This is a genomic window from Pseudomonas sp. GW821-FHT09C08 (assembly GCF_059418125.1).
Genome location: NZ_JBWKPG010000005.1, coordinates 136,206 through 159,459 on the forward strand (window position 1 = coordinate 136,206; position 23,254 = coordinate 159,459).

At 61.7% G+C, this 23,254-nt stretch carries 18 protein-coding genes and 1 tRNA gene (1 of these 19 running past the window's edge); 5 read left to right on the forward strand and 14 right to left on the reverse strand.

Annotation, left to right across the window (positions count from 1 at the left end; all coding sequences use genetic code 11):
- Nucleotides 1-40 precede the first annotated feature (40 nt).
- From AC07OJ_RS18700 to nadE, 3 genes are all read left to right on the forward strand, one after another.
- Complete coding sequence (locus tag AC07OJ_RS18700; RefSeq protein ID WP_120447502.1) at nucleotides 41-937, forward strand: LysR family transcriptional regulator; 897 nt, start codon at nucleotides 41-43, stop codon at nucleotides 935-937.
- 226 nt (nucleotides 938-1,163) lie between these two features.
- On the forward strand, nucleotides 1,164-2,378 hold the full coding sequence (gene pncB / locus AC07OJ_RS18705; RefSeq protein WP_495094967.1) for a nicotinate phosphoribosyltransferase: 1,215 nt from the start codon (nucleotides 1,164-1,166) through the stop codon (nucleotides 2,376-2,378).
- A gap of 3 nt (nucleotides 2,379-2,381) precedes the next feature.
- Nucleotides 2,382-3,209: an NAD(+) synthase gene (gene nadE, locus AC07OJ_RS18710; RefSeq protein WP_065900157.1), complete on the forward strand. Its 828-nt coding sequence runs from the start codon at nucleotides 2,382-2,384 to the stop codon at nucleotides 3,207-3,209.
- A 215-nt stretch (nucleotides 3,210-3,424) separates the two neighbouring features.
- Here the strand turns inward: nadE and azu are convergent, their stop codons facing one another.
- A complete protein-coding gene (gene azu, locus AC07OJ_RS18715) occupies nucleotides 3,425-3,871 on the reverse strand; it encodes an azurin (protein ID WP_120447501.1) in 447 nt (148 codons plus the stop codon).
- Between the two features lie 331 nt (nucleotides 3,872-4,202).
- Between azu and AC07OJ_RS18720 the strand changes: the two genes are divergently transcribed.
- Nucleotides 4,203-4,385, forward strand: coding sequence for a hypothetical protein (locus AC07OJ_RS18720; protein ID WP_495005485.1), 183 nt, complete (start codon nucleotides 4,203-4,205; stop codon nucleotides 4,383-4,385).
- Nucleotides 4,386-4,605: 220 nt separating this feature from the next.
- On the opposite strand, the gene AC07OJ_RS18725 is transcribed toward AC07OJ_RS18720, so the two are convergent.
- The 13 genes from AC07OJ_RS18725 to rnr all read right to left on the reverse strand — a co-directional run bounded on the left by AC07OJ_RS18725 (nucleotide 4,606) and on the right by rnr (nucleotide 22,979).
- Nucleotides 4,606-5,496 carry a transglutaminase family protein gene (locus tag AC07OJ_RS18725; RefSeq protein ID WP_065900151.1) on the reverse strand — a complete coding sequence of 297 codons (891 nt, stop codon included), beginning with the start codon at nucleotides 5,494-5,496 and terminating at the stop codon, nucleotides 4,606-4,608.
- On the reverse strand, nucleotides 5,496-7,982 hold the full coding sequence (locus AC07OJ_RS18730; RefSeq protein ID WP_495094968.1) for a circularly permuted type 2 ATP-grasp protein: 2,487 nt from the start codon (nucleotides 7,980-7,982) through the stop codon (nucleotides 5,496-5,498). The genes AC07OJ_RS18725 and AC07OJ_RS18730 overlap by 1 nt, the downstream gene beginning before the upstream one ends.
- A gap of 161 nt (nucleotides 7,983-8,143) precedes the next feature.
- Nucleotides 8,144-11,434 (reverse strand): transglutaminase family protein, encoded by a 3,291-nt coding sequence (locus AC07OJ_RS18735; protein WP_106805313.1) that lies wholly within the window; start codon nucleotides 11,432-11,434, stop codon nucleotides 8,144-8,146.
- Between the two features lie 187 nt (nucleotides 11,435-11,621).
- Nucleotides 11,622-12,071 (reverse strand): hypothetical protein, encoded by a 450-nt coding sequence (locus AC07OJ_RS18740; protein ID WP_495094969.1) that lies wholly within the window; start codon nucleotides 12,069-12,071, stop codon nucleotides 11,622-11,624.
- Entirely contained in the window at nucleotides 12,068-12,988 is a 921-nt protein-coding gene (gene ssp4, locus AC07OJ_RS18745; protein ID WP_065900142.1) for an Ssp4 family T6SS effector, read from the reverse strand. Before ssp4 ends, AC07OJ_RS18740 begins: the two co-directional genes overlap by 4 nt.
- 220 nt (nucleotides 12,989-13,208) lie before the next feature.
- On the reverse strand, nucleotides 13,209-15,512 hold the full coding sequence (locus tag AC07OJ_RS18750; RefSeq protein ID WP_065900141.1) for a YgiQ family radical SAM protein: 2,304 nt from the start codon (nucleotides 15,510-15,512) through the stop codon (nucleotides 13,209-13,211).
- A gap of 189 nt (nucleotides 15,513-15,701) precedes the next feature.
- Nucleotides 15,702-17,099 (reverse strand): replicative DNA helicase, encoded by a 1,398-nt coding sequence (gene dnaB / locus AC07OJ_RS18755; RefSeq protein ID WP_065900140.1) that lies wholly within the window; start codon nucleotides 17,097-17,099, stop codon nucleotides 15,702-15,704.
- 110 nt (nucleotides 17,100-17,209) lie between these two features.
- Nucleotides 17,210-17,656 carry a 50S ribosomal protein L9 gene (gene rplI / locus AC07OJ_RS18760; RefSeq protein ID WP_003171376.1) on the reverse strand — a complete coding sequence of 149 codons (447 nt, stop codon included), beginning with the start codon at nucleotides 17,654-17,656 and terminating at the stop codon, nucleotides 17,210-17,212.
- Between the two features lie 18 nt (nucleotides 17,657-17,674).
- Nucleotides 17,675-18,568 carry a YybS family protein gene (locus AC07OJ_RS18765; protein ID WP_065900138.1) on the reverse strand — a complete coding sequence of 298 codons (894 nt, stop codon included), beginning with the start codon at nucleotides 18,566-18,568 and terminating at the stop codon, nucleotides 17,675-17,677.
- Nucleotides 18,569-18,604: 36 nt separating this feature from the next.
- Entirely contained in the window at nucleotides 18,605-18,835 is a 231-nt protein-coding gene (gene rpsR / locus AC07OJ_RS18770; protein ID WP_002551829.1) for a 30S ribosomal protein S18, read from the reverse strand.
- 28 nt (nucleotides 18,836-18,863) lie between these two features.
- Entirely contained in the window at nucleotides 18,864-19,286 is a 423-nt protein-coding gene (gene rpsF / locus AC07OJ_RS18775; RefSeq protein ID WP_003236224.1) for a 30S ribosomal protein S6, read from the reverse strand.
- Between the two features lie 307 nt (nucleotides 19,287-19,593).
- Nucleotides 19,594-20,349: a 23S rRNA (guanosine(2251)-2'-O)-methyltransferase RlmB gene (gene rlmB, locus AC07OJ_RS18780; RefSeq protein WP_065900136.1), complete on the reverse strand. Its 756-nt coding sequence runs from the start codon at nucleotides 20,347-20,349 to the stop codon at nucleotides 19,594-19,596.
- Nucleotides 20,346-22,979, reverse strand: coding sequence for a ribonuclease R (gene rnr / locus AC07OJ_RS18785; protein WP_495094970.1), 2,634 nt, complete (start codon nucleotides 22,977-22,979; stop codon nucleotides 20,346-20,348). Before rnr ends, rlmB begins: the two co-directional genes overlap by 4 nt.
- A 225-nt stretch (nucleotides 22,980-23,204) precedes the next feature.
- On the opposite strand from rnr, the gene AC07OJ_RS18790 reads away from it, so the two are divergent.
- Nucleotides 23,205-23,254, forward strand: a tRNA-Leu gene (locus AC07OJ_RS18790); it runs 137 nt beyond the window's last position.

Here is a 23,254-nt window from a genome sequence, read left to right on the forward strand (position 1 = left end):
CATTCCGTTTATTCATGCAAAGAATAAAAAGAGGCGTGCCGTGCTGAACAAAAGACATTTGCCCTCGATCACCGCCCTGCAGTGTTTCGAAGCCGCCACCCGTCACCTGAGCTTCACCCGCGCCGCCGAGGAGCTGAACCTCACGCAAAGCGCGGTGAGCAAACAAGTGGCGCAGCTCGAAGAACTGCTGCAGCACCTGCTGTTTCGCCGGGTGCGCCGCCGCTTGCAGATGACCCCGGCAGGCGACCTGTACCTGGTGGAAGTGCGCAAGATCCTCACGCAGGTGGAGATGTCCACGCACTACCTGCGCTCCTACGGCGGCGAGACCGAAGTGCTGCGCGTGTCCACGCCATACACGTTCGGCGCCCGCTGGCTGGTGCCGCGCCTCAAGGGCTGGCGCCTGCGTCACCCGCAGATCCACCTGGACCTGTGCAACGAGCAGGAGCCGGACGAGTTGCTGCAAGGCAAGGCCGACATGGCCTTCTACTTCGGCCAGGGCTCACGCCCCGGCACCGAGAGCCTGAAGCTGTTCAGCGAAGAACTGGTACCGGTGTGCGCGCCGGAGAGCCTGCCGGTCCAGCCCTTCACCGACCCGACCCAACTCAGCGAGCTGGTGTTGCTGCAGAACGCCTCGCGGCCCCAGGGCTGGCATGACTGGTTCGCCAGCCAGGGTTTCCACACCGAGCACAGCTACCACGGGCCGCGTTTCGACACGTTCTATATGTGCATCCGCGCCGCGCAGGTGGGCTGTGGCGTGGCCCTGCTGCCGCGCTTTCTGGTGGAGGAGGAGCTGGCCGAGGGCAAGCTGGTGATCCCCTGGCCGCATGCGATGCCGAGCCAGGATGCGTATTACCTCGCGTACCCCGAGCACTCGGCGGAGGTGCCCAAGGTGCGCGAGTTTGTGAAGTGGATGATGGAGCAAGTTGAACCTGTTTGAGCCCCGTCGCCTGACATGCCGCCTTCGCGAGCAAGCCCGCTCCCACATTTAAAATGCATTCCAAATGTGGGAGCGGGCTTGCTCGCGAAGGCGCCAGTGGCCACAACAAAGATCCCAAGATGAAAAAACGCTGGCAAAACCCCACAGGTCTATGCGCCACTAGCCCCCTTCCTTAATTGTGCGTAAAGGTCGGCGCCGATCGCCGACCCGTCTGGAGATTCCCGTTATGAGCGAGAGTGTGTTTGCCGATCGCATCGTGCAGAACCTGCTCGACACCGACTTCTACAAGCTGACCATGATGCAGGCGGTGCTGCACAACTACCCGAACGTGGAAGTTGAATGGGAATTTCGTTGCCGTAACAGCGAAGACTTGCGCCCGTACCTGGCGGAGATCCGCTACCAGATCGAGCGCCTTGCCGAGTTGAGCTTGAGCCCGGACCAACTGGGCTTCCTGGAGCGCATCAGCTTCATGAAGCCGGATTTCCTGCGCTTCCTCGGGCTGTTCCGCTTCAACCTGCGCTACGTGCAGACCGGTATCGAGAATGGCGAGCTGTTTATCCGCCTGCGCGGCCCGTGGCTGCATGTGATCCTGTTTGAAGTGCCGATGCTGGCCATCGTCAGCGAAGTGCGCAACCGCTACCGCTACCAGACCGTGATCCTCGAACAGGCCCGCGAGCAGCTGTACCGCAAGTTCGACTGGCTGACCTCCAACGCCAGCAGCGACGAGCTGTCCGAGTTGCAAGTGGCCGACTTCGGCACGCGCAGGCGCTTTTCCTACCGAGTCCAGGAAGAAGTGGTCAGCGTGCTCAAGCATGACTTCCCCGGGCGTTTTGTCGGCACCAGCAACGTGCACCTGGCCCGCGAGTTCGACATGAAGCCGCTTGGCACCATGGCCCATGAATGGATCATGGCCCACCAGCAACTGGGCCCGCGCCTGATCGACAGCCAGATCGCCGCCCTCGACTGCTGGGTCCGCGAATACCGTGGCCTGCTGGGCATCGCCTTGACCGATTGCATCACCACCGACGCGTTCCTAGGCGACTTCGACTTGTACTTCGCCAAGCTCTTCGACGGCCTGCGCCACGACTCCGGTGACCCGGTGCAGTGGGCAGAAAAAGCCATCGCCCACTACCACAAGCTCGGCATCGAGCCGATGAGCAAGACCCTGGTGTTCTCCGACAGCCTGTCGTTGCCCAAGGCGCTGGAGATTTTCCGTGCGCTGCGCGGTCGGATCAATGTGAGCTTCGGCATCGGCACTAACCTGACCTGTGATATTCCAGGGGTGGAACCGATGAGCATCGTGCTTAAAATGACCGCCTGCAATGGCCAGCCCGTCGCGAAAATCTCCGATGAAGCGGGCAAGACCCACTGCACCGATCCGAATTTCGTCGCCTATTTGCGTCACGTTTTCAAAGTACCTGCCCTTTCCAGCAAGGAGTGAATCATGCAAGCCGTACAGCGTGAGATTGCGCAGCAGCTCAAGGTCCAAGCACCGTTCAAAGACCAGGCGGCCCTTGAAGCCGAAGTTGCGAGGCGTGTGGCATTTATCCAGGACTGCCTGCGCAATTCCGGGCTCAAGACATTGGTGCTGGGCATCAGCGGCGGCGTCGACTCCCTGACCGCCGGCCTGTTGGCCCAACGCGCGATGCAGGAACTGCGCACCCGCACCGGGGATGAAGCCTACCGGTTTATCGCGGTGCGCCTGCCCTACGAAACCCAGTTCGATGAAATCGACGCTCAGGCATCGGTGGACTTTATCGAGCCGGACGAGCGCCACACCGTCAACATCGGCCCGGCGGTGAAGTCGCTGGCCAATGAAGTCGCGGCATTCGAAGGCAAGGCCGCGGTGTCCCGCGATTTCGTACTGGGCAATACCAAGGCGCGCATGCGCATGGTGGCGCAGTACACCATCGCCGGCGCGGCCGGTGGCCTGGTGATCGGCACCGACCATGCAGCGGAAGCCGTGATGGGCTTTTTCACCAAGTTTGGTGACGGCGCCTGCGACCTCGCCCCCCTGAGTGGCCTGGTGAAAAACCAGGTCCGCGCGATTGCGCGGCACTTTGGTGCGCCGGAGTCGCTGGTCGAGAAAATCCCGACTGCCGACCTCGAAGACCTGTCACCAGGCAAGCCTGACGAAGCCTCCCATGGGGTGACCTACGCCGAGATCGATGCGTTCCTGCATGGTGAGCCGGTGCGTGAGGAAGCGTTCAAGATCATCTGCGACACCTACCGCAAGACCGAGCACAAGCGGGTCATGCCGTTCGCGCCGTGAACACTGTGGTGAGTGGGCCGCTGTGGCGAGCGGGCTTGCCCCGCGTTGGGCCGCGCAGCGGCCCCAGTGAGTTGAACGCGGTCATTCACACAAGCCATGTGGCAGTTTTTGGGGCCGCTTCGCAGCCCAACGCGGGGCAAGCCCGCTCGCCACAGGTTTTCGCCGCCCACAAAAAAAGCGCCTGAAAAGGCGCTTTTTTTTCGACCGGAGTCGGCTTACTTCACGACAACAGTGCCTTTCATCATCGAGATGTGGCCTGGGAACGAGCAGAAGAACGCGTAATCCGTACCGGCGGCCAGTTTCGACACATCGAAGGTCACGGAATCTTTCTCGCCAGCACCGATGATCTTGGTGTGGGCGATGATGCGGGTGTCGCCATCTTTCAGGTAGTTCTTGTCGATGCCGGCAGCCATGCCGTCGCTGGCGACGCCAGGCATGTCGGCGGCGGAGCTCAGCACCCAGTTGTGGCCCATGACGTTTTTCGGCAGGTTGCCGGAGTGAGTCAGCTCGACGGTGAATGTCTTGCAGCTTTTGTCGATTTCAATGGCCTTGGTGTTGAAGGACATTTGATCAGTGGAGTCGACGGTGACCTTGCACTCTGCAGCAAGCAACTGGCCGCTCGCCAGAGTCAGCAGGGAAACAGCAACGAGTTTGGCAAACATGTGAATCTCCAAGGCAGGGTTAAAAACGCGTATTGCGACAAGGGTGCCTCATGCAGGCGTAAATTCTTATGATCTGAATCAACAGATTGTATACAACTTTAGGCTATCAGACTTATCAACACAATCTACCAGCTAAAGTAGCGACACCTGCCTATGATCGGCCCATCACCCTTTGGAGTCCGAACCATGCGCCTCAATCACCTGTTCAACGGCCTGCTGGCCGCGTACGCCTGCGGTAAGTGAAGGCCAAGCGCCCCTTGAAGCTGCTACCATGACGGCCCAAGGCAGCTGCGCGCCGCCCACCCTCACCTTCGACCCTAGAGGATCGCCCATGGCCAAACCTAATTACTCCTTCGCCAAACGTCAGAGAGACTTGGCCAAGGAGCAGAAGAAAGAGGAAAAGCTGCAACGCAAGAAAGCCGCTGCAGATGAAGAAGCCAGCGCACTGAACCCGGATGCCGAAGGCGAAGTAGCGACTGACGACACCGAGACACCGAAAGACCCGGCTGAATAATTGATCTGTTGCGCCAGGTCGCAAGCGGGCTTGTCGTGGCTATCGGACTTGCGGTGACAAGCGGGCTTGTTGTGGCGAGCGGGCTTGCCCCGCGTTGGGCTGCGAAGCGGCCCCAATCTATCCCCCGCTAGTTCAGATAGACCGCAGTTTCAGGCTTCAGGGCTGCTGCGCAGCCCAACGCGGGGCAAGCCCGCTCGCCACAAATTAAGAAGCCCGGTCCTCACTCCAGCGGCATCACCGTTACCCGCACTTCCGGGTCATGGCTGCCTCCCCCCAGGATCACCCCGCGCAACGGCGATACATCGGAAAAGTCCCGGCCCCAGGCCAGGGTGATGTGTTCCAGTGCCGGCTGTACATTGTTCGTCGGATCAAAATCCACCCACCCTGCGACCGGGCAATACACCGAAACCCACGCATGTGACGCATCGGCGCCGATCAGCCGTGGCTGGCCGGGCGGTGGCTGGGTCAACAGGTAACCGCTGATATACCGCGCCGCCAGGCCTCGCGAGCGCAGGCACGCGAGCATCAGGTGGGCGAAGTCCTGGCACACGCCGCGCCGGCGCTCCAGCACTTCCACCAGCGGCGTGGCGACCTGGGTGGCTTCGGCATCGAAGGTAAATTCGCTGAAGATCTTTTCCATCAAGGCCTGCACGCCCAACAGCAACGGTTTGCCGGGAGGGAAACAGCTCTCGGAAAACTCGACGAAGGTTTTCTTCAGGTGCACATAGGGCGATTCGAAGCGATAGCGGCACGCTTCGACCAGCTGTGGCGACAGCGGCTGGCTGCTGTAGGTCAGGCTGTCACGGGTCTGGTCCCAAGGCGGTGACTGCTGGAAATCCAGCGTCGGCCGCGCCAGCACTTCGACGGTGAGCCCGGCATTCACCAGCAATTCATCATGGGGCCGCTCGAACGCCAGCCGTGTGATCGGGTTGCCGAACACGTCCAGCTCATCGCGACGCGAAGACGGCGGTGGGCTGATCTCCAGCTGCTGCGCACTGCAGCGCTGCCAGGCACAGGGGCGCGGCCACAGGTGCGCCAGCTGCTGGGCCAGGGACACCGGGCTGTCGTAGTGGTAGTGGGTATCGTGGAAAATCTGGTAGCGCGCACTCATCACACCGACACCGTTTGCTGACTGACATCATCCACATGGGCAAAGTGACGCAACGCCAGGCGGTCCGACACTTGCCCGCTTTCATCGGCGACCGCCTGCAAAAGGTCGGCCAGCCCCTCCAGCGCGGCGCGCACGCTGGACTCGCCAAACAGCGGGTTTTCCAGGCAGCCCAGGTCGAAACGCGCGAGGCGCTCGACCAACGGCGCCAGGCCGGTTTCGCGCGGTACGCCGAAGTCGTCGTTGAGGCGACGCAAGGTGCGGCTCACCAGTTTCAGCTGGAACAGCACGGCGTGGGGGTTCTGCTCATCCAGCAGCAACAAGTCCAGCACCGGGATCAGTTGCGGCACCGCCAGGTAGCGCGAGCGATAGGTGATGCTGCTGTTGCCCAACTCCAGCAACCACTCCAGCCCCGCCTGGTCGAACACAGCTACGCCGCGCAGGAATGCCGCCAGGCTGCTGCTGAGAAATTGCAGGCGCTCGATGCGCCGGCCCATCATCAAAAAGCGCCAGCCTTCATCGCGGGTCATGTCGTCCAGCGCAAAGCCGGACAGTGCCGCCAGGGACATCACCAGGCGGTTGAGAAAATCCAGCAACTCGCCAAAATCCGGGCTTTCGCTTTCCAGCTCCAAGGCTTCGCGCTGCAGCTCGACCAAGGCCTGCCAGTTCTCGCGGGACAACTTGCCGCGCACCTGCGACGCTGCCCACTGCAGGCGCTGCAGGTTGGCACGCAGGCTCGACGGCCAGTCATCGCCGAGCAACGCCGCGAGCAGGCGCTCGGGCAACTCGCCTTCCTCCGGCAACAAACGCAAGTTCTCACCCAGCTCGACCGCGGCCTGCAGCGCCAGCGGATCGTCGCCATCGACGTAGCGCGCCAGCACAATGCGCAGCCAGCGCGCACTGTCATCGCAGCGCTCGCAATAACGCCCGAACCAGAACAGGTTTTCCACCACCCGTGACGGCAGATACGGGTCACGGCGCACCAGATCATGCGCGCCAATCGCCCGTTGCGCGCGCCAGTGCTCGCCACCGGCAGCCCGTTCACCGAGGACCCAGGTGTCCTTGCTGGCGCCACCGCGTTGCATCGATACCACCTCGGCATCGGCTTCGGCCGCCACGCGGGTCAGGCCGCCGGGCAGCACGCGGTAGCCATCCTCGCTGGCCACTGCATACACACGCATGCCGATGGCGCGGTGCTGCAGGTGATCATCCACGGTGTGCCACACCGGCGCCTGGGACAGCTGCGCCAACTCCTGGGCGACATACGCGTAAGGCCGCGCGCGCATGCGTTCGGCGAGGGCCTGGCGCTGCTCGTCATTCAAGTCGCGGCCAAATACCGGGGTGAAGCTTTGCGACGGAAACGCCGGCTTGATCAGCAGCTCCGGCAATTTCTCCAGGGCTTCGGCCAGCACCGGCGCTTCACCGCACCACCAAGTGGCGATGGACGGCAGGATCAGCTCTTCGCCAAACAGGAACTGGTTGATCTTCGGCAGGAAACCGAGCAACCCCGGCGACTCCAGCACGCCGCTGCCCAGGGCATTGGCCACCAGCACATTGCCCTGGCGCACGGCGTCGAGCAGGCCGGGCACGCCGAGCGCCGAGTCGGTACGCAGCTCCAGCGGGTCGCAGAAGTCGTCATCCAGGCGCCGCATGATGGCGTGCACCCGGCGCAGGCCGCTGAGGGTCTTGAGGAAGACGGTGCTGTCGCGCACGGTGAGGTCGCCGCCCTCCACCAGCGGGTAGCCGAGCTGGCGCGCGAGGTAGAGGTGTTCGAAATAGCTCTCGTTGAAACGCCCGGGTGTGAGCAGCACGATCAGCGGCGGCTGGTCATCGCCGGGCGCCTGGCGGGCCAGGGTTTCCTGCAGCGTGCGGAAGAAACCGGTGAGGTGCTGCACCTGCAGGTCGCGGTACAGGTCCGGAAACGCCCGCGACACGATGGTACGGTTTTCCAGGGCATAGCCAGCCCCCGACGGCGCTTGCGTGCGGTCGGCCGTCACCCACCAACGGCCATCCGGGGTGCGTGCCAGATCCACCGCATACAGGTGCAGGAACGCGCCGTCCGGCGGCTGGATGCCCTGGCACGGCCACAGGAAGTTGTTGTGCCCGAACACCAGCTCAGCGGGCAGCAAGCCCTCGGTGATCAAGCGTTGCGGCCCATACAGGTCAGCCAGCACCGCATTGAGCAGGCGCGCCCGCTGGGCGATACCCGCTGCCAGCTGCTGCCACTCATCGGCAGCCAGTACGTGCGGCAACAGGTCCAATTCCCACGGACGGTCAGCGCCCTTGGGGTCGGCGTAGACGTTGTAGGTCACGCCATTTTCCTGGATCTGCCGGGTCAGCAGCGCCTGGCGCTGGGCCAGTTGCGCGGGAGTGCTGCGCTGCAGGTGATCGAGCAGGCGCTGCCAATGGGCACGCACCGCGCCGCTGTCGTCGAGCAGTTCGTGATAAGTGCCCGCAGTCAGCGGGTAACGGTCGAGCAAGTCGGGCATGGAACGCTCGGCAGAGGCAAGGGAAGTCAGATTAACTCAAATTTACTGCGATCCAATGTGGGAGCTGGCTTGCCTGCGACAGCGGTTTTCCAGTCATCTTATTGGCTGGCTGATACACCGCTATCGCAGGCAAGCCAGCTCCCACATTTTTTGAACCGCGTTCAGTCATTTTTATTGGGGAAACGCCGTAAATCCAGGGTCATCGGTAGCTCATCGTTGATGATCATCGTCGGTACCTGCAGCTTCCCAGGCGTATGCCCCAACCTGAAAAACCGCGCCATCCGCCGGCTCTCGGCTTCATTGGCATTCACCGGCAAGCTGTCGTAGTTGCGCCCGCCCGGATGGGCCACGTGGTACTGGCAGCCGCCCAGGGAGCGCTGCATCCAGGTGTCGAGCAGATCGAATACCAACGGCGCATGCACCGCGATGGTCGGTTGCAGACAGTTGGCCGGTTGCCAGGCGCGGTAACGCACGCCGGCAACGAACTCGCCGACGCGCCCGGTGGGTTGCAGCGGCACGGGAATGCCATTGCAGGTCAGCAGATAACGCTGCGGCGGCAAGCCGCTCAACTTCACCTGCAAGCGCTCCAGCGATGAATCGACATAGCGCACCGTGCCGCCCACCGCGCCCTCTTCACCGAGTACATGCCAGGGCTCCAGGGCCTGGCGCAGTTCCAGTTCGATGCCGCTGACTGCGTAGTCGCCGACCTTGGGAAAACGGAATTCCAGGTGCGCGGCAAACCATTCGGCGCGCAGTGGGTAACCGGCAGCATTGAGTTCGACGATCACATCGGCAAAGTCCTGCTCGATAACGTGCGGCAGCAGGAAACGGTCGTGCAGTTCGGTGCCCCAGCGCGCCAGTTTTGGCGGTGCATAGGGCTCACGCCAGAAGCGCGCGACCAACGCGCGCAGCAACAGCTGCTGGGTCAAGCTCATGCGCGCGTGGGGCGGCATTTCAAAGGCGCGCAATTCCAGCAGGCCCAGGCGGCCGGTGGCACCATCCGGTGAGTAGAGTTTGTCGATGCAGAACTCGGCGCGGTGGGTGTTGCCAGTCACGTCGATCAGCAGGTTGCGCAGCAAGCGGTCCACCAACCACGGCGGGCACTCCTCGCCCGGTTCGGGCATTTGCGCGAAGGCGATTTCCAGCTCGTACAGCGCATCGTTGCGTGCTTCGTCGACCCGTGGCGCCTGGGAAGTCGGGCCGATGAACAGCCCGGAAAACAGGTACGACAGCGAAGGATGGTTATGCCAGTAGCTGATCAGACTGCGCAGCAAATCCGGCCTGCGCAGGAACGGTGAATCCTTGGGCGTGGCGCCGCCGAGTACAAAGTGGTTACCGCCGCCGGTGCCGGTGTGACGGCCGTCGATCATGAATTTCTCGGTGGTCAGCCGGGTTTGCCGAGCCTCTTCGTAGAGGAATTCGGTGCGCTCCACCAACTCGTCCCAGGTGGCGGACGGCTGCACGTTGACCTCGATCACACCAGGGTCCGGCGTAACGCGGAAGTTGCTCAGGCGCGTATCCGCCGGCGGCTCGTAGCCTTCGAGCAGCACCGGGCAAAGCAGCTCTTCGGCGGTGGCTTCGATGGCGGCCACCAGCTCCAGGTAATCCTCGACGCGCTCCAGCGGCGGCATAAACAGGTAGAGGCGCCCTTCCCTGGCCTCGGCGCACAGGGCGGTACGGGTCAGCCAGTCGGCTGACTCGTCTACCTTCGGCACGCGCTCGTCGCTCGGCGCAGGTTCACCGTGGCTCTGCAGTTGCGCGGTTGTCGGCAGCCCCGGCTGATCCTGGTTCGGGTCGGTGGGATGCACAAAGGGATATTCCGCCGCCGTCACCCACGGTTGCGAGGCCAAGGGCAGGCGATAGCCCAGCGGCGAATCGCCCGGCACCAGACGGCAATGGTTATCGCGCAAGTACCAGCGCCCGCTCTGCCAGCGATCATTGGCGGCGGTGCGCGCCAGCGGCAGCACCTGGCCGATGACTTTATCCAGGCCCTGGCTGAACACTTTGCGCAGGCGTTCGCGCTCAAGGTCATCACTCAGGCGCGGGTCTTGGGCGGTGACGTTTTGCGGCAGCGCGCCTTCGCGCCACAGGTAGTAGAAATTGTCTTCGAAGGCCGGGAACACGAAACGCGCCGGCAGCTTCAGACGCTCGGCGACGCTGGCCAGAAAACGCCCGGCCAGCGCGCCATCGGCACCGTAGTCCTGTTGTTCATCGGCGATCAGCGCGCTGTTGTGCCAGATCGGCACGCCGTCGCGGCGCCAGTAACAATTGAGCGACCAACGCGGCAGTTGCTCGCCGGGGTACCACTTGCCCTGGCCGAAGTGCACCAGGCCTTTGGGCGCGTAGTGCTTGCGCATGCGCTGGAACAGCTCGGCGGACAGCCGTCGCTTGTCCGGCCCGAGGGCGGCGGTGTTCCACTCGGCGCCGTCGGGGTCGTCGATGGACACGAAGGTCGGCTCGCCGCCCATGGTCAGGCGCACGTCATCCTTGAGCAGGTCGCCGTCAATCTGCCGGCCCAGGGCCTGGATCGCCAGCCATTGCTCTTCGGTGTAGGGCTTGGTGACGCGTGGCGCTTCCCAAATGCGTTCAACCGACATCTCGTGGGTAAATTCGCACTCGCAGGGCTCAACCAACCCACTGATTGGCGCGGCAGATGATGGATCGGGACTGCAAGCGAGCGGGATATGCCCTTCACCGGCGAACAGCCCGGAGGTGGCATCCAGACCAATCCAGCCGGCGCCGGGCAGATACACCTCGCACCAGGCGTGCAGGTCGGTGAAGTCCACCTCCGTGCCGGACGGGCCGTCGAGGGCTTTGACGTCGGCGGTGAGCTGGATCAGATAGCCGGACACAAACCGCGCCGCCAAGCCCAGGTTGCGCAACAATTGCACCAGCAGCCAGGCCGAATCGCGGCAGGAACCGGAGGCGTTTTCCAGGGTAAATTCCGGGGTCTGCACGCCCGGTTCCATGCGGATCAGGTAACCGATATCGGCAGCCAGGCGCTGGTTGAGGCCGACCAGGAAATCCACGGCCGGCAGCGGCGTACGGTCGATGCCGGCAAGGTAGGCGGCAAATCTCGGCGTCAGCGGCAAGGTTTCCAGGTACGGCGCCAGCTCGCGCTGCTCATCGGCGGCGTAGGTGAACGGGATTTTTTCGGCGTAGGGCTCGAGAAAAAAGTCGAATGGGTTGAACACCGCCATCTCGGCGACCAGGTCGACTTCGATGCGCAACTCGTCGGTCTTTTCCGGAAACACCAGCCGCGCCAGGTAATTGCCCTGGGGGTCCTGCTGCCAATTGATGAAGTGCTGCTCGGGCAGCACTTTCAGCGCGTAGGACAAAATCCGCGTGCGGCTATGAGCCGCCGGGCGCAAACGCACGATCTGTGGGCCGAGTTCGACAGCGCGGTCATAGCGGTAATGCGTAACGTGGTGCAACGCGACATGAATCGACACGGCGGCCTCCTGCGAGCCAGGGCATGGACACAACGCGCGCAAGACTTATGCCAGAGCGGCGGTCATTGCGCTTTATCGTGGGACCCGGTGCAGTACAGCACCAAAACGGCGCCGTGGCTGCGGTAATGGTGCGAGGGTTGCACATTTATGTGGCGGTCATGTGAGCGGGGGTGGTGAATCTACCCAGTCAGCGAGCTTTTTGGCGGGCGCTGATGGCTTCGCGCAGGTGGCGGACTTCGACCAGTTTCTGGCGCATTTCACGGTGACGCTTGCTGTTGAACAGCAATAGCCCAAGCAATGGGAACAACAGGCTCAAGGCATACATCAGCGCATTCGGTTGATCATTGAGGGTTGGCAGTACACTCAGAAAGCACACCCCCAAAAGCACCACGACCGGCCACGTCCATTGGGGATGCCCGCGGGCGATCATGAAATTGCAGTGCACGATGATTAGCGTGAGCGCGATACCCACCAGGAAGGCGTACTTGGCGTTATCTGCCATGGACAGGCTGGGCAAATAGCTGTCGAAGAACACCGGAACCGTAAACACGAGGGTGAAAATCGAGGCAAATATCGCCCCCATGAAAACCGGGAAATACGTCGACAGAAAACTGCGAATGCTGGGCAGTTCGTTCATTGCTCCGCCTCCTCATACAGCCCTACGGCAATCGTGCGCACGTTCCCCGACACTGCGCTGCCGGTAAAACCAATGACTGCGCCCAAGGCATCCTTGATCTGCGTGACCGTTGCATGTTTGACCTCGGTGGGCGTGAACCGCTTAGGCAATTCGCCCGACAACTGCTTCAGCTTGATCATCTTGGACGTCAGGCGTGGATCGTTGATGCTCAACAGTTCTTTGGTCAACTTGGCGCGCTCCTGTCGATTCAGGCCCCTGAGCACCTCCCTCACACTTTTTCCGGTGGCGGCCTTATTCAGCCGCACCAGCTTGACCGTTGCCAGCGCCGATGAACCGACCCCGACCAACGACGCCGCATCCAGGGCAATCATGGTGTATTGGTACCACTCCTCACTGTCGAGCTGATCATTGCGCGCGGGGTTACGGATCTCATTGACCGTGCGATAGCCGCTGGCAAAACACTGCACGGAACTGGCTGCCGCAGCCGTGTAGCCGAGCGCCACGACCACCGAACTGGCGCCTGCCGAAAACGGGACCGCGACGGAACCACTGAGCACCACAATCCAACCGATGACCGCGCCGGCACACGACAGCGTGGTATTGACCGCTTCGCCCACCAGCCGGGACTCACGCGGGTTGTCTTGCACCTGTTGGGCGAATTGCGTTGGCGCGATGTACTTCTGTGCCTCACGCAGGATCAACCGCTTGGGTGCGATGCTGCAGATAGGCTGGAATTCGCGCAGAGTGACGACGTTGAACTCGGCATCGATATACACAACACCGGCACCGACAATGGCGGGGTCGGCATCGATGGCAGCGAACAGGCGCGGCAGGTTGATCTGGCTTTCGATGCGCTGGCGCGCCATGAATTGGGAGCGGTTGGAGTCCATGCCAATGTTGAGCAGCGGGTTGCTCATGGGTGTTCTTCCTTGAAATGAAGGGTGCCTGAACTGACGCCTTCGCGAGCAAGCCCGCTCCCACATTCGCGCGCATTCTCATGCTGGAACTCGGACAAATGTGGGAGCGGGCTTGCTCGCGAAGGCGATTCAATGGGCGCCACCTTAACAAACAGGTACGCCAGCGAATAGAAAGCAAAACGCCAGCACGAGGCTGGCGTTTGGCATATTCAGGTTGCGATCAGCGCGGCACGACCGGCTTGCGCGCAGGCTTGCCGCCCTTGCCCTTGGCCGCATCCGCGCGTTCCTTGGCTGCCTGCTTGTTGCGCGCCTGGGCGGCGGCCTTGGCTTGCTCGCGCTTGTCCCACGGGTTGCTGCCGTCGCTGCCACGCGGTGGCAGGCCGGTGTGCTGGGTGAGGATCCGGGTGGTGGTTTCCTTGGCGACCTTGTGGCTGCCGGCCGGCGTCGAGTTCTTGCGACGCGCGCTCTGGTAGCTGTCGGTGCTCGGCTGATGCAGCGGGATCAGTTGGTCCTTGCCCGGGCCGATCAAATCGGCACGGCCCATACGGGTCAGCGCTTCACGCAACATCGGCCAGCCTTTCGGGTCGTGGTAGCGCAAGAAGGCCTTGTGCAGGCGGCGCTGCTCTTCGCTCTTGACGATGGTTACCGCGTCGCTCTTGTAGGTGACCTTGCGCAGCGGGTTCTTGCCCGAGTGGTACATCGCGGTGGCGGTGGCCATCGGCGACGGGTAGAACGCCTGCACCTGGTCGGCGCGGAAGCCGTTGCCCTTGAGCCACAAGGCCAGGTTCATCATGTCTTCATCGGTGGTGCCCGGGTGGGCGGCGATGAAGTACGGGATCAGGTACTGCTCCTTGCCCGCTTCCTTGGTGTACTTCTCGAACATGCGCTTGAACTTGTCATAGCTGCCAATGCCCGGCTTCATCATCTGGTTGAGCGGACCTTCCTCGGTGTGTTCCGGGGCGATCTTGAGGTAACCACCGACGTGGTGGGTGACCAGTTCCTTGACGTACTCCGGCGACTCGACCGCGAGGTCGTAGCGCAGGCCGGAAGCGATCAAAATCTTCTTCACCCCCGGCAACGCACGGGCGCTGCGGTACAGCTGGATCAAGGAGGAGTGGTCGGTGTTCAGGTTCGGGCAGATACCCGGGAACACACACGACGGCTTGCGGCACGCGGATTCGATTTCCGGGCTCTTGCAGGCGATGCGGTACATGTTCGCGGTCGGGCCGCCGAGGTCGGAGATCACGCCGGTGAAGCCCGGCACTTTGTCGCGGATCTCTTCGATTTCGCGGATGATCGACTCTTCGGAACGGTTCTGGATGATGCGACCTTCGTGCTCGGTGATCGAGCAGAAGGTGCAGCCGCCGAAGCAGCCACGCATGATGTTCACCGAGAAACGGATCATGTCGTAGGCCGGGATCTTTTCCTTGCCGTACACCGGGTGCGGAACGCGGGCGTAAGGCATGCCAAACACGTAGTCCATTTCTTCGGTGGTCATCGGAATCGGCGGCGGGTTGAACCACACGTCCACTTCACCGTGCTTCTGCACCAGCGCGCGGGCGTTGCCCGGGTTGGTTTCCAAGTGCAGCACGCGGTTGGCGTGTGCATACAGCACCGCGTCGCCACGGACCTTTTCCACCGATGGCAGGCGGATCACGGTCTTGTCGCGGGTCATCTTCGGGCTGGCCAGGATCTGCACGACCTTGGCTTCTTCCGGATCGTCCTGCGGGCCTTTTTCCTGCTCGATGGCGCAGGCCTGGGTGTCCTGGGTGTTCACGTACGGGTTGATGATCTTGTCGATCTTGCCCGGACGGTCGATCCGCGTGGAGTCCACTTCATACCAGCCTGCCGGCGTATCACGACGAATGAACGCGGTGCCGCGCACGTCGGTAATGTCTTCGATCTTGTGACCCCACGACAGGCGCTGTGCCACTTCGACGATAGCGCGCTCGGCGTTGCCGTACAGCAGGATATCGGCGGTGGCGTCGATCAGGATCGAGTTGCGCACACGGTCCTGCCAGTAGTCGTAGTGGGCGATGCGGCGCAGGGAGGCTTCGATGCCACCGAGCACGATCGGCACGTTCTTGTAGGCTTCCTTGCAACGCTGGCTGTACACCAGGCTCGCGCGGTCCGGGCGTTTGCCGGCCATGCCGCCAGGGGTGTAGGCGTCGTCGGAACGGATTTTCTTGTCGGCGGTGTAGCGGTTGATCATCGAGTCCATGTTGCCGGCCGCGACGCCAAAGAACAGGTTCGGCTCGCCAAGCTTCATGAAGTCGTCTTTGGACTGCCAGTTCGGCTGGGCAATGATACCGACGCGAAAGCCCTGGGACTCCAGCAGCCGGCCGATGATGGCCATGCCGAACGATGGGTGGTCCACGTACGCATCACCGGTGACGATGATGATGTCGCAGGAATCCCAGCCAAGCTGATCCATCTCCTCCCTGCTCATTGGCAGGAATGGCGCAGGACCGAAACATTCGGCCCAGTACTTGGGATAGTCAAATAACGGCTTGGCTGTTTGCATGACGGTGACCGGTGTTGAGATGAAAAATCGCGGGCGCGGAATATAGCACAAATTTTGACCAATTCCGACGGCAATAGTCGGAATTGTGCTGAAGCCATCGCGGGCAAGCCCGCTCCCACACTGATTAGTGAATACATCCAGATGTGGCCGCTGGCGTGCCGGCGATCAGGCCCTTGAAGGCGCTGGGGCCTACTCGTCGTCGTCGAAGTTGTAACTGCCCGGAGCCAGGTTCTCGAAACGCGTGTACTTGCCGATGAACGCCAGGCGGATAAAGCCGATCGGCCCGTTCCGCTGCTTGCCGATGATGATCTCGGCAATGCCCTTGTGCTCGGTTTCGGGGTGGTACACCTCGTCGCGGTACACGAACATGATGACGTCGGCGTCCTGCTCGATCGCTCCGGATTCACGCAAGTCGGAGTTCACCGGGCGCTTGTTGGGACGTTGTTCCAGGGAACGGTTGAGCTGGGACAGCGCCACCACCGGGCAGTTGAATTCCTTGGCCAGGGCCTTCAGGGACCGCGAGATTTCGGAAATCTCGTTGGTCCGGTTGTCGCCGCTGGAGCCCGGGATCTGCATCAACTGCAGGTAGTCGATCATGATCAGGGCGATGTCGCCGTGCTCGCGCACCAGGCGGCGGGTACGTGCGCGCATCTCGGACGGGCTGATACCGGCAGTGTCATCGATGAACAACTTGCGGTCGTTGAGCAGGTTGACCGCCGAGGTCAGGCGCGGCCAATCGTCGTCTTCCAGGCGACCGGCACGCACCTTGGTCTGGTCGATACGGCCGAGCGAGGAAAGCATACGCATGACCAGCGATTCGCCTGGCATCTCGAGGGAGTACACCAGTACCGTCTTGTCGCTGCGCAACACCGCGTTTTCCACCAGGTTCATCGCAAAGGTGGTTTTACCCATGGATGGACGGCCGGCGACGATGATCAAGTCAGCCGGCTGCAGGCCACTGGTTTTCTCGTCGAGGTCGGTGTAGCCGGTGGAGATACCGGTGATCGCGTTGTCGGTGTTGAACAACGTGTCGATACGGTCGATGGCCTTGGTCAACAGCTCGTTGACGCCTACCGGGCCGCCAGTCTTGGGACGCGCTTCGGCGATCTGGAAGATCTGGCGCTCGGCTTCGTCGAGAATCTCGGCGGCGGTACGGCCTTCGGGGTTGAAGGCACTGTCGGCGATCTCGGTGCTGATGCCGATCAGTTGGCGCAGCGTGGCGCGCTCGCGGACGATCTGCGCATACGCCTTGATGTTGGCGACGGACGGTGTGTTTTTCGCCAGCTCGCCGAGATAACCCAGGCCGCCGACCTGAGAGGTCTGGCCTTCCTTGTCCAGCTGTTCGGCCAGTGTCACCACGTCGATCGGCGAGTTCTGGTCGGCCAGCTTGGCAATGGCACGGAATATCAGGCGATGGTCATGCCGATAGAAATCACCGTCCGAGACTTGATCCAGCACGCGTTCCCAGGCGTTGTTATCCAGCATCAGGCCACCGAGCACGGCCTGTTCGGCCTCGATGGAATGCGGCGGCACCTTCAGGGCAGCGGTTTGCAGATCGTATTGCTCAGGAGCTGAAATATCGTTCATGGCCACTTGGAATTAGGGATTTGTAGAAAAACAAAAGGCACGACCTGTAAACAGGATCGTGCCCGATGTTAACCGCCTGGCACGCGAGGTGCCAGTCAGTTAGGTGCTGCTTAAGCTGCTACCACGACAACGCGTACGGTGGCTTCAACTTCAGCGTGCAGGTGCACGGCTACGTCGAATTCGCCTACGTTGCGGATGGTGCCGTTCGGCAGACGAACTTCGCTCTTCTGCACTTCAACGCCGGAGGCGGTCAGTGCATCAGCGATGTCGTGGGTGCCGATCGAACCGAACAGCTTGCCTTCGTCACCGGCGGTGGCAGTGATAGTCACTTCCAGCTCAGCCAGTTGGGCAGCGCGAGTTTCGGCCGATGCTTTTTTGTCTGCTGCGGCTTTTTCCAGCTCAGCACGACGCTCTTCAAACGCAGCCAGGTTGGCAGCGGTTGCAGCGGTGGCTTTGCCGTATGGCAGCAGGTAGTTACGACCGTAGCCGGCCTTAACGTTCACTTTGTCGCCCAGGTTGCCCAGGTTGGCGACTTTTTCCAGAAGGATCAGTTGCATGTGAAAATCCTCTAACTTTTAACCTTCACCGTTCGCGTTATCGGCGTCTTTCGACGCGAGACGACCGCGAAAATCAATCAGGCCGTCGACAATGGCCAAGACCACGAGTAACGGATAGATCAGCTGCATGAACAGCAACAGCGTGACGTACAACCCCACCAGCCAGAACTTGGCCAGGCGCTTTCGCGCAACCAGCCCGTGAATCAGGGCCAGTCCGGCAAACACCAGCGGTACGCTGCAAATCGGCGCCAGCAAGGCCATCTGTGGACCGAAGTTCGGTCCGACAACCATGCACGCCAGCAGCAACATCGCCGGCCCCGCAGGGATTCTGATACTGCGAAATTCGCGACCAAAACCACCCGGGTTGTACAACAACGCCTGCCAATAACGCCCAAGAATCAGGCTCAGCACGCTGACGATCTGCAACAGTGCCGCTATCAGGCCGGTCAGGACCGGTGCAATCAGTGCCGCAAGGCGCGCTCGCTCATCTACCGTCAACTGCTGGTAGAGATCCCCGAGGGCCAGCGGCAGGATCTTGACGATCTCCTGCGCCAGCGCCTCGATATGCGGGCGGAAAGCCGCGCCAAGCATTACTGAGTACACCAACCCCAATGCCACGCTGACCAGCAGCGTGCGGACCCAGGACTCGCTTGCGCGTAAAACCAACGCAAGGCTCGATGACCCCAGCAGTACCAGAAGCACGCGTGGATCGTCGAATTGCAGCCACCAGACCAAGGCCGGCAGCAGTCCCAGGGCAAGAACGCCAAGGGCGTCCTTCAAACCGCGCCGCAGGAGCACAAGGCAACCTGCGGCAGCACCCAACCAATAAAGCAACGGCAATGCCGCACATCCAGCCACTACCAGAGTGGCCTGCACACGACCGCGCATGATGAACTCAGCTAAGGCGCGCATGCATTCAATCCCTTACTACTTGTCGACTGCCCGGTCTCAGCGGCCGTGGCTGTCGGTGTAGGCCAGCAGGGCCAGGAAGCGGGCGCGCTTGATAGCGGTGGCCAGCTGACGCTGATAACGTGCTTTGGTACCGGTGATACGGCTTGGAACGATTTTGCCGGTCTCGGATACGTAGGCTTTCAGAGTGTTGAGATCTTTGTAATCGATCTCTTTCACGTCTTCAGCGGTGAAGCGGCAGAATTTACGACGACGGAAGAAACGTGCCATTTGATAGGCTCCTTAAAAGGTCCGTGGATTACTCGTCAGCGTTATCGCTGTTGTCGCTGTCATCACTGTCAGCGCTATCAGCGCCTTCGTGCTCAGGACGGTCGCGACGCTCACGGCGCTCACTGCGGTTTTCTTCAGCCTTGAGCATCTCGGATTGGCCGGTAACGGCTTCTTCGCGACGGATGACCAGGTTACGGATCACTGCATCGTTGTAGCGGAAGTTGTCTTCCAGCTCGGCCAGGGCCTTGCCAGTGCACTCAACGTTCAGCATCACGTAGTGAGCCTTGTGAACATTGTTGATTGCGTAGGCCAGTTGACGACGGCCCCAATCTTCCAGACGGTGGATTTTGCCGCCGTCTTCTTCGATCAGCTTGGTGTAACGCTCAACCATGCCGCCGACTTGCTCGCTTTGATCCGGGTGGACCAAAAAGATGATTTCGTAATGACGCATGAATGCTCCTTACGGGTTGTAGCCTGCCGCTCAAAAACGGTCAGACAAGGAGTGAATGACACTTATGGATCTTGCCGCAGGGAGGCACATCGGTGCCTGCCAGGAAGGCAAGGGGCGCAATTGTAGAGAAGGGGGAGAAAGGGTGCAAGGTGATTGGTGATTATTTGAACAGCGCCCATACACCACCAAAACAAATGTGGGAGGTGGCTTGCTCCCGAAAGCGGTGTGCCAGTCACCCAATGCACTGGCTGATACACCGTATTCGGGAGCAAGCCCCCTCCCACATTTTGACCTGCGCCAGACTTGCTTATTTCTTGGCTTTAGCCTTGGCGCCGCGCTGGCGCTGAGCTTCGAACAGGCAGACGCCCGTTGCGACCGATACGTTGAGACTGCTGACGCTGCCGGCCATCGGCAGGTGCACCAAGTAGTCGCAATGCTCACGGGTCAGGCGACGCATGCCTTTGCCTTCGGCGCCCATGATCAGGATGGTCGGGCCGGTGAGGTCCTGGTCATAGATGCTGACCTCGGCCTCTCCCGCCGTGCCCACGACCCACAGGCCGCGCTGCTGGAGTTTCTCCAGGGTACGCGCGAGGTTGGTCACGGCTACCAGCGGAATCACTTCCGCCGCGCCACAGGCGACTTTACGTACAACCGGCGTCAAGGTCGCCGACTTGTCCTTGGGCACGATCACTGCCAGCGCGCCGGCGGCATCCGCCGAACGCAGGCAGGCACCGAGGTTGTGCGGGTCGGTCACGCCGTCCAGCACCAGCAGCAGCGGCGCACCTTCGGTACGGTCGAGCAGCTCGTCAAGCATGGCTTCGCCCCAGACCTGGCTCGGGCTCACGTCCGCGACCACGCCCTGGTGGACACCTTCCACCCACACATCCATTTCACGCCGCTCGGCCTGGCCGATCGCGACTTTGTTGGCAGTGGCCAGCTCGACCAGTGCTTGCACGCGCGGCTCGCTGCGACCTTCGGCCAACCAGACTTGCTTGACGCGCTTGGGGTGGTGACGCAGCAATGCTTCTACGGCGTGTACGCCGTAGATTTTTTCCAGACTCATGACTTGGCCTTAGGTTTGCGCGACCCGCCGCTTTTCGCGGGGGCCGAACCCGCTTTTGGCGGGCCTTTACGGTGTTTACTCGGCTTGCTCGACGGCTTTTCCGCCCCGTGGGACTTTCCCCCAGACGCCGCTTTACCACCGCTTTTGGCTTCGTTGAGCAACTGCTGCTTCAACTCACGGCTCTTGCGCAGTTCGGCGTTTTTCGCCGCTGCGTCACTTGGGCGATAGGCTTCGGGGGCCTTGTCCTTGGCAGACGAACGACGACCCGCCTTGGCCGGCGCAGGCTCGGTCGCCGCCGCTTTCGCAGGAGCCCCCTTGCCCTTGGCGGCCGGGGCTGCGGTGTCGCTGCCACGTTTTTTCCGGCCAGTCGGTTCGGCCGGTTTGTCAGGCATGCCGAAGTCGATCTTGCGCTCGTCGAGATCGACGCGCATGACCTGCACTTCCACCGTGTCGCCCAAGCGGAAGCTGCGACCGGTGCGCTCGCCCGCCAGGCGGTGATGCACAGGATCGAAGTGGTAGTAGTCGCCCGGCAACGCGGTGACGTGCACCAGGCCCTCGACGTAGATGTCGGTCAGCTCGACGAACAGGCCAAAGCCGGTCACGGCAGTGATCACACCCGGGAACGACTCGCCCACGCGGTCTTTCATGAACTCGCACTTGAGCCAGTTCACCACGTCGCGGGTGGCTTCGTCGGCGCGGCGCTCGCTCATGGAGCACTGCTCGCCCAACTGTTCCAGGGCCGCTTCGTCGTACGGATAGATCCGCGCCTTCGGAATGGTCATGGCACCGGCGCGCTTGACGTGCGGGGTGTTCTGCTTGGAGTGGATCACGCTGCGGATCGCCCGGTGCGTGAGCAAGTCCGGGTAACGGCGGATCGGCGAAGTGAAGTGGGTGTACGCCTCGTAATTCAGGCCGAAGTGGCCCTGATTATCGGCGCTGTACACCGCCTGGCTCAGGGAGCGCAGCATCACGGTCTGGATCACGTGGTAATCCGGACGGTCCTTGATGCCCGCAAGCAGAGCCTGGTAGTCCTTCGGCGTCGGGCCGTCCTTGCCTTTGTGCAGGGACAGGCCGAGTTCGCCGAGGAACGCGCGCAGTTTTTCCAGGCGCTCCGGCGGCGGGCCGTCGTGCACACGGTACAACGCAGGGATTTCGTGCTTTTTCAGGAATTCAGCAGTGGCCACGTTGGCCGCCAGCATGCATTCCTCGATCAGCTTGTGCGCGTCGTTGCGGGTGGTCGGGGTGATCGCGGCGATCTTGCGCTCGGAACCGAAGACAATGCGGGTTTCCTGGGTTTCAAAATCGATCGCGCCACGCACGTGACGCGCGCCCAGCAACACCTTGTACAACGCATACAGCTGCTTGAGGTGCGGCACGACGCCAGCGTATTCAGTACGCAGGGCCTTGGCTTCGCTGGTCTTCGGCGTTTCCAGGATGGTACTGACCTTGTTGTAGGTCAGGCGCGCCTGGGAGTGGATCACCGCTTCGTAGAACTGGTAATCGGTCATTTCGCCGGTTTTCGAGATAGTCATCTCGCACACCATGGCCAAACGGTCGACTTTCGGGTTCAGCGAGCACAGGCCGTTGGACAATTCTTCCGGCAGCATCGGGATCACGCGCTCGGGGAAGTACACCGAGTTGCCGCGCACCTGGGCTTCGTTGTCCAGTGCCGAGCCGATTTTCACGTAGCTGGAAACGTCGGCGATCGCCACGTACAACTTCCAACCGCCGGAGAACAGGCGCAACTTGCCAGGCTTGGCTTCGCAGTAGACCGCGTCGTCGAAGTCGCGGGCGTCTTCGCCGTCGATGGTGACGAACGGCAGATGGCGCAAGTCGATACGCTTCTCTTTGTCCTTCTCTTCCACTTCGGGCTTGAGCTTGCGGGCTTCTTTCACGACGGCTTCAGGCCATACGTGAGGGATGTCGTAGGTGCGCAGCGCGACATCGATTTCCATGCCCGGCGCCATGTAGTTGCCGACCACTTCGATCACGTCGCCCTGCGGCTGGAAGCGCGGGGTTGGCCAGTGGGTGATCTTCACCTCGACGAACTGGCCGATCTTGGCGTTGGCGTTGCGGCCCGGGGTGATCAGCACTTCCTGCTGCACCTTGGGGTTATCCGGCACCACAAAGCCGATGCCGCCTTCTTCGAAGTAACGGCCGACGATGGTCTCGTGACCACGGGACACCACTTCGACGATCACGCCCTCACGGCGACCGCGACGGTCGAGGCCGGAAACGCGTGCCAGCGCACGGTCGCCATCGAACACCAGGCGCATCTGCGCCGGGCTCATGAACAGGTCGTCACTGCCATCATCCGGGATCAGGAAGCCGAAGCCGTCACGGTGACCGGCAATGCGGCCAAGGATCAGGTCGAGCTTGTCCACAGGCGCATAGGTGCCACGGCGGGTGTAGATCAGTTGAGCGTCGCGCTCCATGGCGCGCAGGCGGCGGCGCAGGGCTTCGAGTTGGTCTTCGGTGGTCAGACCGAATTCTTCGACCAACTGCTCGCGGCTAGCAGGCGAACCCCGATCGGCGAGATGCGCCAGGATCAGTTCGCGGCTAGGAATAGGGTTTTCATATTTTTCCGCTTCACGAGCGGCCTCGGGATCGAGGGACTGCCAATCGGCCATTAGAGAGTTTTCACCTTGTCTATATGCGGGTTAGTTTGGCATACGCGTATTGAAACGGGAAATTTCAGGCATCAACAAGCGTTTTAAAGGCCTTTGCAGCCCTCGGAACGCACCTTGCACGACCACTGGCGAAATTTTCCAGGTTTTTTTGATAGCAGGGCTTTACAGCCAAAATAGCGCTGCGTATAGTGCGCGCCATCGACGACGGCAACGTTGTCAGATAATGCCCAGGTGGTGAAATTGGTAGACACGCCAGCTTCAGGTGCTGGTGATCG